At 70.3% G+C, this 12,279-nt stretch carries 11 protein-coding genes; 2 read left to right on the forward strand and 9 right to left on the reverse strand.

The genetic code is table 11. The annotated features are described in order from the left end of the window. Window positions 1-9: 9 nt before the first annotated feature. Both ACGFY9_RS09625 and ACGFY9_RS09630 read right to left on the reverse strand, forming a co-directional pair. Complete coding sequence (locus ACGFY9_RS09625) at window positions 10-1,590, reverse strand: GMC oxidoreductase (protein ID WP_393753382.1); 1,581 nt, start codon at window positions 1,588-1,590, stop codon at window positions 10-12. Window positions 1,591-1,715: 125 nt separating this feature from the next. After that, the gene (locus ACGFY9_RS09630; protein ID WP_393753172.1) at window positions 1,716-2,861 is read right to left on the reverse strand and encodes a glycosyltransferase family 4 protein; all 1,146 of its coding nucleotides are present in this window, start codon (window positions 2,859-2,861) and stop codon (window positions 1,716-1,718) included. Between the two features lie 131 nt (window positions 2,862-2,992). On the opposite strand from ACGFY9_RS09630, the gene ACGFY9_RS09635 reads away from it, so the two are divergent. Further along, window positions 2,993-4,228, forward strand: a complete 1,236-nt coding sequence (locus ACGFY9_RS09635; protein WP_393753173.1) for a glycosyltransferase 87 family protein — start codon at window positions 2,993-2,995, stop codon at window positions 4,226-4,228. On the opposite strand, the gene ACGFY9_RS09640 is transcribed toward ACGFY9_RS09635, so the two are convergent. Beyond that, window positions 4,189-5,505, reverse strand: a complete 1,317-nt coding sequence (locus tag ACGFY9_RS09640) for an MATE family efflux transporter (RefSeq protein WP_393753174.1) — start codon at window positions 5,503-5,505, stop codon at window positions 4,189-4,191. The genes ACGFY9_RS09635 and ACGFY9_RS09640 overlap by 40 nt on opposite strands. Before the next feature lie 99 nt (window positions 5,506-5,604). Here ACGFY9_RS09640 and ACGFY9_RS09645 point away from each other — a divergent pair, with 99 nt between their 5' ends. Then, a complete protein-coding gene (locus ACGFY9_RS09645) occupies window positions 5,605-6,135 on the forward strand; it encodes a PadR family transcriptional regulator (protein WP_393753175.1) in 531 nt (176 codons plus the stop codon). A gap of 13 nt (window positions 6,136-6,148) precedes the next feature. Here ACGFY9_RS09645 and ACGFY9_RS09650 read toward each other — a convergent pair whose 3' ends face one another. From ACGFY9_RS09650 to ACGFY9_RS09675, 6 genes are all read right to left on the reverse strand, one after another. After that, the gene (locus tag ACGFY9_RS09650) at window positions 6,149-7,339 is read right to left on the reverse strand and encodes a hypothetical protein (RefSeq protein ID WP_393753176.1); all 1,191 of its coding nucleotides are present in this window, start codon (window positions 7,337-7,339) and stop codon (window positions 6,149-6,151) included. A 30-nt stretch (window positions 7,340-7,369) separates the two neighbouring features. Beyond that, the gene (locus ACGFY9_RS09655; RefSeq protein ID WP_393753177.1) at window positions 7,370-8,392 is read right to left on the reverse strand and encodes an NlpC/P60 family protein; all 1,023 of its coding nucleotides are present in this window, start codon (window positions 8,390-8,392) and stop codon (window positions 7,370-7,372) included. A gap of 243 nt (window positions 8,393-8,635) precedes the next feature. Continuing rightward, entirely contained in the window at window positions 8,636-9,172 is a 537-nt protein-coding gene (locus ACGFY9_RS09660) for a hypothetical protein (RefSeq protein WP_393753178.1), read from the reverse strand. Window positions 9,173-9,263: 91 nt separating this feature from the next. Next, complete coding sequence (locus tag ACGFY9_RS09665) at window positions 9,264-10,298, reverse strand: NlpC/P60 family protein (RefSeq protein WP_393753179.1); 1,035 nt, start codon at window positions 10,296-10,298, stop codon at window positions 9,264-9,266. A 210-nt stretch (window positions 10,299-10,508) separates the two neighbouring features. Then, window positions 10,509-11,852 carry an NYN domain-containing protein gene (locus ACGFY9_RS09670; RefSeq protein WP_393753180.1) on the reverse strand — a complete coding sequence of 448 codons (1,344 nt, stop codon included), beginning with the start codon at window positions 11,850-11,852 and terminating at the stop codon, window positions 10,509-10,511. Window positions 11,853-11,889: 37 nt separating this feature from the next. Next, complete coding sequence (locus ACGFY9_RS09675; RefSeq protein WP_033284410.1) at window positions 11,890-12,129, reverse strand: hypothetical protein; 240 nt, start codon at window positions 12,127-12,129, stop codon at window positions 11,890-11,892. Window positions 12,130-12,279: the final 150 nt, after the last annotated feature.

The raw sequence follows: 12,279 nt of genomic DNA on the forward strand, positions 1-12,279 counted from the left end.
CGAGTTGGGTCAGGTGTCCTCGGCGAGGACCCGTTCCATCGTGCGCTCGGCGAGCGCGGTGATCGTGACGAACGGGTTCACGCCGATGTTGCCGGGCACCAGCGAACCGTCCGTGATGTACAGCTTCGAATACCCCTTCACCCGGCCGTAGTTGTCGGTCGCCTTGCCCAACACGCAGCCGCCCAGCGGGTGGTAGCAGAAGTCGTCCGCGAACACCTTGCTGGTCGAGCCGAACAGGTCGTACCGGTAGAGCGTCGCGTTGGCCGCGTTGATCCGGTCGAACAGCTTCTTGGCCATGGCGACCGAGACCGCGCTCTGGGCCGCGGTCCAACCCAGCTTCACCGTGCCGCTCGCCGAGTCGTAGGTGAAGGACGCCCGTTGGGGGTTCTTGGTGATCGCCAGATAGAGGCTCACCCAGGTCTCGAAGCCGATGGGCAGCGGGGCGATCTCCGCGAAGACCGGGTTGTCGGTGTTGGACCAGTCGTCGATGCCCATGACCGGCATGGTCGCCTGGTTGGCGCCGGTGGTGTCCCAGATGTGGTTGGCGCGGCCCACCATGGTGTTGCCGTTGGGCCCCCAGCCCGCCCCGACCGTGGCGTCCAGCGCGGGCAGCGTGCCGGTGTCCCGAGCGCGGACGAGGAGTTCGGTGGTGCCGAGGCTGCCGCCGCCGAGGAACAGATAGGTGCAGCTGTACTGCTTGGTCTCGACGACCGTTCCGGTGTTGTCGATCCGGTCGACGGTCAGCAGGTACGACCCGTCGCTCGCCCGCGTGACGGCCTTCACCTTCTCCATGGTGTGGATGGTGACCTTGCCGGTGCCGAGCGCGGAGGCGAGGTAGGTCTTGTCGAGGCTCTTCTTGCCGTAGTTGTTGCCGTAGATGACCTCCTGGGCGAGCGCGGATTTGGTGGCGGTGCCGGCCGCCTCCTGCTGCATGTACCCGAAGTCGTAGACGTTGGGCACGAAGGTGGTCGTCAGGCCGGTGTTCGTGGCGGCCTTCCGTGAGGTGCGGGTGAACTGGTACCACTCGGTCGACTCGAACCACGTCGGGTCGACGGTGTTGACGCCGAGCATGGTGCGGGCGCGCGGGAAGTACGTGTTGTACATCGCGCTCGCGTCCACGGTGGGGAACTGCTCGGTGAAGTACGACTGGCGCGGGGTGACCGCCATCCCGCCGTTGACCAGCGAGCCGCCGCCGACGCCCCGGCCGACGTAGACGGACATGTTGTCGTAGTGCACACGGTCCAGGACGCCCGGGTACGGGGTGATGTCCTTGTTGACGACGTCCAGCCAGAGGAAGCTCGCGAGCGGGGCCTCGGTGCGGGTCTTGAACCACATCGATCGCTGGTCCGGGCTGGCGGTGTTGCAGAAGATCTTGCCGTCGGAGCCGGGGGTGTTCCAGAGCCTGCCCATCTCCAGGACGAGCGTGGTGATGCCGGCCTGGCCGAGGCGGAGGGCGGCGACCGCGCCGCCGTAGCCGGAGCCGACGACGATCGCGGGGGCGGTTTCGACGGCCGCGGGTTCGACGGCCTGCGCGGACTGCAGGCCGATACGGGTGAGACCGGCGGTGGCGGCGGTCTGGAGGGCGATCATGCCCAGGATTTGACGTCTCGTCAGCTGATGCTGCGTCAGTTTTGCTGTCATGCGCGCAGCATGTGCGGATTATTCGGTTCCGCCAAGGGGCTGCGCCGGTTTTGGGGCACCCCCAGACGGCGCCCCTAGACCAGCTGCTCCTTCAGCCTCTCCGCCAGGAGGTCCCAGCGCCACCGTTCCTCCACCCACTGGCGCCCCCGCTCGCCCATGTTCTGGCGGAGTTCCGGGTCGGCCAGCAGGGCGATGACGCGGTCGGCGGCGTCCTCCGGGGAGCCGCCTCGGACGACCCAGCCGGTCTCGCCGTCGAGGACGGCGTCGGGGGCGCCGCCGGAGTCGCCGGCGACGACGGGGAGGCCGGTGGCGGATGCCTCCAGGTAGACGATGCCGAGGCCTTCGACGTCGAGGCCGCCGCGCCGGGTGCGGCAGGGCATCGCGAAGACGTCGCCGGCGCCGTAGTGGGCGGGGAGTTCGGACCAGGGGACGGCGCCCGTGAAGCGCACGGAGTCACTCACACCCGTCTCCCGCACAAGCCGCCGCAGGTCCTTCTCGTACGGCCCGCCGCCCACGATCAGCAGCACGGCGTCGGGCTGTTGGGCCAGGATGCGCGGCATCGCCAGGATCAGCGTGTCCTGGCCCTTGCGCGGGACGAGGCGGGAGACGCAGACGACCACCGGTCGGTCGGTCAGGCCCAGGCGCGCCCGGACCTCCGCTCCGCCCGACCCGGGGTGGAAGACCTTCTCGTCGACGCCGGGCGGGAGCTGGACCATCCGCGCGGCCGCCGCCGGGCTCAGCGCGGCGGCGATGCGTGAGCGCGTGTACTCGCCGAGGTAGGTGATCGTGTCGGTGGACTCCCCGATGCGGTGCAGGAGTTGACGGGAGGCGGGGAGCTGGGCCCAGCCGGCCTCGTGGCCGTGGGTCGTGGCCACCAGCCGTTCCGCGCCCGCCTTCCGCAGCGCCGGCGCCATCAGCCCGAGTGGCGCCGCCGCGCCGAACCACACCGCCGTACACCCGTGTTCACGCAGCAGCCCGACGGCCCTGCGGGTCGCGGCGGGCGTCGGCAGCAGCATGGTCGTGGCGTCCCGTACGACGGTGAACGGCTGCTCGGCGTCGAACGCGGCCGTCGCCTCGGCGCCCTCCTTGCCGCGCTTCCAGGTCGAGGCGTAGACGACGAGCCGCTCGGGCTCCAGCCGTAGCGCCATGTTGTGCAGAAACGCCTGGATGCCACCGGGCCGGGGCGGAAAGTCATTGGTCACGATCAGGGTCTTGCGCACGCGGCAGACCCTACCGGCCCCACCGGACGACGACTCACAGGCCCGCACGGCCGCGCTTCATGGCCATCGCACAGCAGATCGGGAGAACATGTGCCCCACATCGGCAGGCACGGCACGGAACAGGGGCTCAGGTGGAGATCGCGGGCGCGGGACGGCGGCTGGCGCCGCTGCTGGGAACCTGGGGCCTGACCAGGGTCGTACTCCTGCTGTTCGTCTTCAAGGTGCTCGTGTTCCCGGGCCCGGACGTCACCAGCGACGTGTCGGTGATCTACCAGGGCTGGTACGAGACGCTCCGCCACGGCGGCTTCCCGCTGGACGACGTCACCTGGCAGTACCCGCCCGCCGCCGCCCTCCCGATCCTCTCCCCCGCCCTGCTGGGCTTCCTGGACTACGCGTCGGCGTTCTTCGTCCTCGCCTTCCTCGCCGACCTGGCCGTCCTGGCCCTGCTCCTGTACACGGGCCTGCGCCCCGGCCGGACCCTGCGCGGCGCCTGGGTCTGGGTCGCGGGCGTCCCGCTGCTCGGCCCGACCGTGTACGCGCGCTACGACGTGATGGTGACCGCGGTCGCGGTGGCCGCGCTGCTCGCCGGCACCCGGCATCCCCGCGTGATGGGAGCGCTGGCCGGCTTCGGGGCGCTCCTGAAGGTGTGGCCGGCGCTGCTCCTGCTGGGCGCGGTCAAGCGCCGCGCGTGGGGAGCGGCGGCGGTGACGGTGGTGGTGATCGCCTCGCTCTTCGCGGTGTCGATGCCGGGCGCGTTCGCCTTCCTGAACTTCCAGCGCAACCGGGGCACGGAGGTGGAGTCGCTGGGCTCCCTGGTCTTCCACGTGGCCCGGCACTTCGGCTGGCCGGGCCAAGTCCTCCTGAACTACGGCTCGGTCGAGTTCGTCGGCCCGTACGTCAACTGGGTCAGCACGGCCGCCCTGGGCCTCACCGCGATGGCCTTCGGCTGGCTCATGCTCTGGCGCCTGATGGCGGCCCGCTTCCTGCCCCACACCCTCGCGGACGCGGCCTTCGTGGCCGTCCTGATGTTCACGGTCACCAGCCGCGTCATCAGCCCCCAGTACGTCGTCTGGCTGATCGGCCTCGCGGCGGTCTGCTCCTGCTTCCGAGCCAGCCGCATGAGGCTCCCGGTCGCCCTGGTCCTGGTGGCCGCCTTCGTCACGGTCCTGGAGTTCCCGATCTGGTTCGCCCACGTGGTCGCAAGCGACGGCCTGGGCGTGACCCTGCTGATCGTCCGCAACGGCCTGCTGATCGCGGCGGCCCTCATCGCCGCACGGGAGCTGTGGCGGGCGTCGGTCACCTGGGCGGACGTACCGCCGCTGCCGAGTCAGGCGACCCGCTCGAAGGCGACTTCGGCGTCTTCCTGAGACCGGGCCCGCCGCCGGAGCAGCACGGCGACGGCCGCGCACTGCACCCCCATCGAGAGCGCCAGCGCCAGGCACACCCCCGGCAGACCGAGCCCCGACAGCCCGTACGCCAAGGGGAGTTGGACCGCCGTACCGAGCACCGTCACCCGTAGCAGCGCCGGTGCTCCCCCGCTGCCCTCGAAGACCCCGCCGAGCGCGATGAAGCAGGCCATCAGGAGCAGGTAGGGGCCGACGCAGCGCAGGAACAGGACGCCCCCGTGGGCGACTTGGGGACCGGCGCCGAAGGCGGCCATGATCCAGGGGGCGGTGAGGAGGAGCAGGACGGCCGCCCCGACTCCCACGATCCCGGACACGAGCATCGCCTCCCGCCCGATCTCCCGCCGTGCGTCCCTTCCCGCTCCCCGCAGGTGCGAGGTGTGGATGGAGGCGGCCTGCCGCACGGAGTAGAAGGCCATCGTCGCCACGTACAGGACCTTGTAGGCGATGGCGTACGCGGCCACCGCAGTCACCCCGAGCCGCGCCACGATCGCGACCGTCACCAGTCCCCCGCCCTGCCGGACGGTGAAGTCGGCGGACATGGGCAGGCCGGTGCTCAACGTCCGGCGCAGGGCCGCGCGAACGGACTCGGCGGGGTCGACCTCCGTACGCAGCAGGGCATTTCGGCGCAGCGCGCGCAGCCCCACCCCCAGCGCCACCACCCGGCACAGCACGGTCGAGGCGGCGGCGCCCCGGACGCCGTAGAGGTTGATGAGGAACGGGTCGGCGACGAGGATCAGGCCGTTGGCGAGCAGGGCCAGGCGCATCGGGGTTCTGGTGTCGCCGGCGCCCTTGAGGATGCCGTCGACGAGTTGCTGGACGTAGAAGACGGCGATGCCCGGCAGGGAGATCGCGAAGTAGGCGACCGCGAGCGAGAGTTCGGGTCCGGTGCCGCCGAGGACCAGGCGGGCGAGTGGTTCGCGGAGCAGGAAGCCCGTCGCCACGACCACCGGTGTGACCAGTGCGCAGAGGGCCGCCCCGCCGCGCACGGCGGACCGTATCGCGGCCGGGTCGCGGGCTCCCCTCCCGTGGGCGACGAGCACGGTCGTGCCGGAGGCGAAGACCAGGGCGATGCCGAGCAGGACGTTCTCGGTACTGGTCGCGACGGCCACGGCGGCGACAGCGGGGCCGCCGAGCCGGGAGACCCAGACGGTGTTGATGATCCCGGCGGCGACGGAGGCGAGGAGCGAGAGGTAGACGGGGTGGGCGAGCGAGACGAGCTGCTTGCGATGGCTGTTCACAGGTCGGTCCTCCTCGATACGAGCCACCTCTAATCGAGGTAGCTCGATTAGAGGTACCATGGGTGCACGAGGTCCGCAAGAACCGTGCGAAGGAGGACCATGCTGGAACTGTCGATCCTGGGATTCCTGGCCGAACAGCCGCTCCACGGCTACGAGTTGAAGGAGCGCATCAAGGCGCTCAGCGGCCATGTCCGCCCGGTCAGCGACGGCGCGCTCTACCCGGCACTCACCCGCCTGGTCACCGCCGGCAAGCTCGACCAGCACACGGAGGAGGGCACGAGCGCGGCCCCGCGCCGGGTCCTGTCCCTCACCGAAAAGGGCCGCGAGGACCTCCTGGAACGGCTCCGGCACCCCAAGCAGGCCGAGATCACCGACCACGTCCGCTTCAACACGGTCCTGGCCTTCCTACGGCACCTGCCCGACCCGCGTGAGCAGGCCGCCGTGCTGCGTCGCCGGCTGGAGTTCCTGGAGACCCCGGCGAGCTTCTTCTACCGGGACGGCGAGCCCGTGCGGGCGGAGGAGAGCGGGGATCTGTTCCGGCAGGGCATGCTGCGGGTCGCGCGGGCGACGGGGGCGGCCGAGCGGGAGTGGCTCGCGGAGGCCATCGGCCAACTGGACCAGCAGAGGTGAACCGGTCGCCGGATCAGGCGAGTTGAGCCTTCAGATAGTCCCGCCACTCCGCCGTGAAGTTGGCCAACGTCACCCCGAGCACGCTCTTCATCGCGTCCTCCACCGCCCCCGCCCGCTTCTTGTGGGCGCCGACAGCCCGGTAGAACCTGCCCAGTTGGTCGACTCCCCAGCGGTCCTCGATCATCCGGCAGGCCATCCACCCGCCCTCGTACGCCTGCGCGAGCTTCGTCGGCTCGCTGCTGAAGCCGAAGTCCTTGTCGGCGGGGAGGGCGGTCGGGAGGCTGCCCTCCGCTACGGCGCGGTAGAGCTCCGGGGCGGCCTGGGTCGGGGTGCGGCCGGTGCCCCGGTAGCCGATCCAGTCGGCGTAGCCCTCCGAGAGCCAGAGCGGCGTGGCGGAGGTGGTGTGGGCCCGGGTCGCCACATGGGTCGTCTCGTGGGTGAGCACCACCTGCTTGCCCATCGAGCCCAGGAGCGCGTACGCCTCCGGGTTGACGATGATCCGGTCCGCGGGCGCACTGCCCGAGCCGCCCGCCTCGCCCGTCGTCACCGCGGCGATGCCCCGGTAGGAGGCCGCCGGCGAGCCCAGGAGGCCCGCCATGCCGTCCAGGGAGCCGGGGACGAGCACGACGACGTGCCGGGTCCAGTCCGTGCCCCACGCGTCCGACACGGCCGGTACGGCGTGGTCCGCGAGTGAGCGGTAGTCGTCGAGGCTGTCTGCGTCCTGGCCGACCCCCATCACGAGGCTGTGCGCGCCCTTGACGACGCTCACCTTCCCCTGGTCCCACAGCTGTTGGCCGGACTTCTTCGCGGGCTTGTCCGAGTCGACGTACCACTGCCCGTCCACGGTGAGGCGGAGCGTGAGCGCGCGGCCGACGGTGACGGGTGAGGTGTCGTAGCCCCTGACCTTGTAGCTCAGTTCGGCGTCGGCGGTCGCGGTGGCGCCGGTGCGGTGCAGGGCGGTCAGCCGGTAGGACCAGGAGGCGAAGGGGACGGCGCTCAGGTTCTCGTACGCGGTGCGCGCGCCGGTCCTCGTGTACGCCGTCCCGTCGTGGTGCAGGACCGCCGCGGACTGGCGGTCGAGGAGGCTCTGGACCTCCGCCTTCGCGCTGTCCGCCGCCGGCTGCCCGCCGCATCCCACCAGCGAGACGAGCAGCAGACACAGCGCGAGCACTCCGGAGCGCGACGCCCGCCTACGACCAGTCACTTCCCGATCGTACGACCCTTTCGGGCGGGTTCAGACCCTCGTGACCGACGAGATGGGCATCATGCCGACCGGGTCGTAGCGCACCGGCGCACCGGGGTAAGGGGCGTGGATGACCTGGCCGTTGCCCACGTACATGCCGACATGGCTGGCGTCGGAACGGTAGACGACCAGGTCGCCGGGCTGGGCCTGGGAGAGCGGGATCCGGTGGCCGGCGTAGCGCTGTTCCTGCGAGGTGCGCGGGAGGTGGACGCCCGCGTGGGCGTACGACCACTGCATCAGGCCCGAGCAGTCGAAGCCGCCGGGGCCGTTGGCGCCCCAGATGTACGGCTTGCCGAGTGCGGACCGGGCGGCGGCCACGGCTGCGGCGGCGCGGCCCGAGGACGGGACGCCGGCGCCGAGGTCGGGGATGTCCTCGCGGGAGGAGCGGGAGGCTCGGTCGAAGGAGGCGCGCTCGGCGAGCGGCATCTGGTTGAGGAGTTGCCGGGCCTTGGCGAGTTTCCGTTCGACGGTCTTCTTGTGGGTGGCGACGGCCTTGCGGCTGCGCTCCAGTTCGGCGAGGTGTCCGGCGGCCTCGGTGCGTTCCTGGGCGAGTTCGCGCATGGCCTCCTGGAGGTCCTTGAGCTGGCCCGCCTGCTGGGTGGTGATGCGGTCGAGGACGGAGGCCTTGTCGAGGTAGTCGGCCGGGTCGTCGGAGAACAGCAGCGCGACGGTGGGGTCGATGCCGCCGGAGCGGTACTGGGCGCCGGCGAGTGAACCCAGCGCGTCCCGCATGGTGTTGATGCGCTGCTGCTGCCGGGCGATCCGGTCCTGCGCGTTGCTCACCTGCCGGTGCAGTTGCCCCGCGCTCTCGTCGGCCTTGTCGTAGGCCTCGGTCGCCTGCTCGGCCTCGTGGTAGAGCCGGTCCACCTCGGCCCGGGAGTCGTCGTGCGGCGCGGCCACGGCGGAGCCGGCCGGCATGGCGCCGAGTGCTGCTGCGGCGGCGGACAGAACACAGACCGCGGCACTGGCGCCTCGGTCGAACCCGGACGGTGCAAGGCGACGACGGGATCCCACGGAGAGTCGCACTTCCTTCCGCTGGCGGACACGGACCGTTCCCCCGGTGCGGGGAAACGCGCCAGACAGTAGCTCTGTGAAGGGGTGCGGGCCAAAGACCTCCGCGGACACATAACGTGACGCCCCGCCTATGACGCAGGTCATGGGCGGGGCGTGGGGTCAGCGTGGTGTGTCGCAATTCGCCCGTTCGGGCGGTGCGGTCACGTCGGACACGGTCAATGACCGACGCGACCGCGACAGCTTCTACAAGTGAGGCGATCCCGTGAGGTCCCAGGGACCCAGAGCGCCCTTGCCGTCGGCGTCGATGTCGTAGCGGACGGTCGCGTCTCCCGTGACCCGCGGGCGCATGTTGATGCTCATCTTCAGGCCGGTCTGGCAGCGCAGCCCGGCGGAGTCGTCACGGTTGATGTCGGCGGTGACGTCGCAGACGGCCTTGCTGTCGACGTAGTCACTTCCGGTCCCGCCCGCGGGACTTGATTCCAGCCGGATCTCCAGGTCGAAGTTGTCGAACTTCCTGGTGCTTCCCCCACCGCCGTCCTTGAACGTGCCGGTGAGGACGGCGGTGTAGGTCCGGTAGTCCTCGCTCGCCGGACTCGTGGGGCTCTCCTGGATGCAGACCTGGAGGTCGACGTCCGTGTCGAACCCCGGGGTGGAGAACGACTTCGACTGCATACCGGTGCACTTGCTGACCACCGCGTGGGCGGTACCGGCGAACGTCAGCCCACCGACGCAGAAAGCCGCCGTTGCGAGCGCGGTCGCGCCTATCCGAAACCGATACATATTTCCCCCTCTGTCATGAACTCAACAGAAGGTATGCCATCGGTAAAGATAAGCGCAACTCCAGGTAAACTCTCGGGGGTTTGGCCTTCGACTAGATCCGGACGCCGAACTGGAAGGGCATGTTGCCGATCGACTCGTAGCGCACCACGGCACCGGTGTGCGGGGCGTGCAGCACCTGGCCGTTGCCCGCGTACAGACCGACGTGATGGTGGTCGCTGTAGAAGATGACCAGGTCGCCGACCTTCAGGTCGCTCTCGCTGGAGATGATCGTGCCCGCGCTCGCCTGCGCCTCGGACGTGCGGGGTATGGAGACACCCGCCTGCGCGTAGGCCCAGGAGGTGAGGCCGGAGCAGTCGAAGGAGGACGGGCCGGAGGCGCCGTAGACGTACGGGGAGCCGATCACGGACTGGGCGGCGGCGAAGGCGGACGCGGCGCGGCCGGAGGCGGAACCGGTGTTGCCGAGGTTCACACGGGAGCTGGAGCGGTTGGCGGCCTGCGCCTGCTCCTGGTCGAGCGCCGCCTTCTCCGCGGCGGTCAGGGTGTTGAGCAGCTTCTGGGCCGAGGCCAGCTTGGCCTTGACCTCGTCCTTCTTCTTCTTGAGCTCGGTGCGGGTGGCGGAGAGGTCCTTGAGCTTGCTGCTCGCCTCCGCGCGCTCCTGGGCGAGTTCGCGCTGCTTGCCCTGGATCTTCGTGAGCGCCTCGACCTGCTGACTGCTCAACTGGTCCATCGTGGACGCCTTGTCGAGGTAGTCGTCCGGGTTCGAGGACAGGAACAGCTGGATCGAGGGGTCGATGCCCCCGGTGCGGTACTGGGCGCTCGCCATCGTGCCGAGGCCGTCCCGGAGCTTGTTGAGCTCCTCCTGGCCGCGGGCGACGTTGTCCTGGATGGTGGAGATCTCCTTCTGGAGCTTCTCCTGCTTCTCCTGGGCCCCGTCGAGCTTCTCGGTGGCCTGCTCGGCCTGCTCGTAGAGGGCGTCGACCTTCGCCTTGACCTCGTCCTTGCTGGGCTTCTCGCTCGGCGCGGCATTCGCGGCCTGAGCGCTGAAGGCAACGGCGGCTGCGGCTGCGGTGGTCAGCACAGTCACACGCGTGCGGCTCGGCTGCTTCGGTCGACGATGGGACGCCACGGAGTCGAGCTCCTTCTATTGAGTGATCACCCGTTCGGAGGTTCGAGGCCTGACCCTAGTGATGTTTCTGTGATCAGTTCAAATCCTCACACGAAAAAATGCTGTCACTCAAAGCATTCTTTGCACATAACCAACATGCAGTGATGGTCGATTGACGCTACGTTGCGTGACGGTTCGGTCAATTCCGGCATTAAACCTGTACGTTGACCTTCACGACAGTCGCTTGAGGAGTACCGCAGAAGCGACGGGCCGGGCGCCCGCCTTCGCGATGCCGTCGGCCACCTCGCGGTCGGTCGACGCGACGATCACCGGCCGGCCGGGCGGCTCGGCGCGCACCAGCTGGCGGATCAACTCGTCGGCGGTGACGCCCGGTTTGGAGAACAGCACCCGCACCCCGCGCGGCGGCGCGAGCAGCACGGGCGCGGCCAGCTCGGCCCCGTCGAAGACACAGGTGACCTCGGCACCGGTCTGCGCGGCGAGCTGCGACAGCTGCCCGAGCAGCCTCAACCGCTGCTTCTCCAGGGGCATTTGGGGATAGCCGGTCTTGGTGACGTTGTAGCCGTCGACGACCAGGTGGGCCTGCGGCAGCGCGAGCAACTGGTCGAGGATCGCGGGGTCGTTGTCCGACAGCGCCCGCGCGGCGATGTCTTTCGGGGTCATTCGTCCCGGTTCGACCGCGTCGACGGTCTCGGCGGGCCGTACGGAGACGGGCGGCAACGCCAGCTCGCGGCGCAGCCCCTGGGCCGCGTCCAGCACGGTGTCGAGCAGCAGCCGTACCCGCATGTCCTCGACGCTGCGGCCCTCGCGGGCGGCCTTGCGGGTGGCCTCCAGGGCCGCCTCCGCCTCGCCGAGCCGGGCCTTGAGGCGGCGGCTCTCGCTCTCGGCGGCGGACAGCTGGGTCTGCGCCTCGGCGCGCGCGGTGTCCGTCTCGGCCCGCAGCTTGCGCAGGGCGGCCTCGCCGCGCTTGACGTCGCTGTGGGCGGCACGCAGCTTGCGGTGCAGCGAGTCCGCTTCCTTCTTCGCCGCGTCCAGCTCGGTGCGCAGCCGCTCGGTGTCGGCCCGGGTCGCGTCCCGCGCCTGCGCCAACTCCTCGCGCAGCCGCTCCAGTTCGGCCCGGCTCTCCTCGTCCGCGCGCTCGGCGTCGGCGCGCAGCGCCTCCTCGCCGGCGGCGGTCACCAGCTTCACCCAGCCGGTGGGGCGCAGAACATAGGCCGCGGCCGCCACGTCGAGCGGATCCGCGGCCGGGGGCGGCGAGCCGGAGTCGAGCGCGCCGGCGAGCTCCGACTGGGCCTCTCTCAGCTTCTCCCCGATCCGCTGCCGGAACAGCGGATCGGTCTCCAGCGCGGCGGCCATGGCGTTGCCGGCGAACTTGGCGCGCCGGTTGGGGGCGAAGCGGGCGTACTGTCGTAGCTGCGCGGGCAGTTCGGAGACGGTGAGGCCGCCGAAGCCGTCAGAGACGATCTGTACGACTCTTCTCCGCACGCCGTCGGGCAGCGGACGGTCGAGCATCTCGGCGGCGCCGTCGCCCGGCCCCCCGCCTGAGTTCTCCACCATCCCTCACACCCCTATATGTGTGCGGGGCCGCTCCCTCTCAGGAGCCGGCGCCCGGCCTGTCCACGAGTTCCACCTGATCCACGGCATTGCACCAGCGGCAGCGCACCGACTCGATGGTCTCACTGACCACCTCGCGCTCCTCCACCTTCGGCTCACCCGCCAGGTCCAGGTGGAGGTACTCCACGACCTTCGACGAGCGCGTCACGTCGAAGCGCGTGAGGTTGCCGCAGAGGGTGCAGCGCCACCGCGTGGAGCCGGTCGGCAGGGGAACCGTCATCGTGGCTGTCCGCTTCCTTCTTGTTCCAGTTTCCGTGATCGCCGGTTTCCCCGGCGAGTGTGGCTCGTAACCCTACGGCCTGGCGGGTACTCGCCGCTCGGCCGTCCACAGCGGCGAGGCACGCTGTTCCGCTACGCCCCGTTACGTCAT

The sequence above is a fragment of the Streptomyces sp. NPDC048504 genome, assembly GCF_043200035.1.
Lineage (GTDB): Bacteria > Actinomycetota > Actinomycetes > Streptomycetales > Streptomycetaceae > Streptomyces.

Excerpts from the sequence above, each read along its gene's own strand:
- ACGFY9_RS09625 (WP_393753382.1), bottom strand. The coding sequence starts at position 1,590 with ATGATCGCCCTCCAGACCGCCGCCACCGCCGGTCTCACCCGTATCGGC.
- ACGFY9_RS09645 (WP_393753175.1), top strand. The coding sequence starts at position 5,605 with ATGCTGGAACTGTCGATCCTGGGATTCCTGGCCGAACAGCCGCTCCAC.
- ACGFY9_RS09660 (WP_393753178.1), bottom strand. The coding sequence starts at position 9,172 with ATGTATCGGTTTCGGATAGGCGCGACCGCGCTCGCAACGGCGGCTTTC.
- ACGFY9_RS09670 (WP_393753180.1), bottom strand. The coding sequence starts at position 11,852 with ATGGTGGAGAACTCAGGCGGGGGGCCGGGCGACGGCGCCGCCGAGATG.
- ACGFY9_RS09675 (WP_033284410.1), bottom strand. The coding sequence starts at position 12,129 with ATGACGGTTCCCCTGCCGACCGGCTCCACGCGGTGGCGCTGCACCCTC.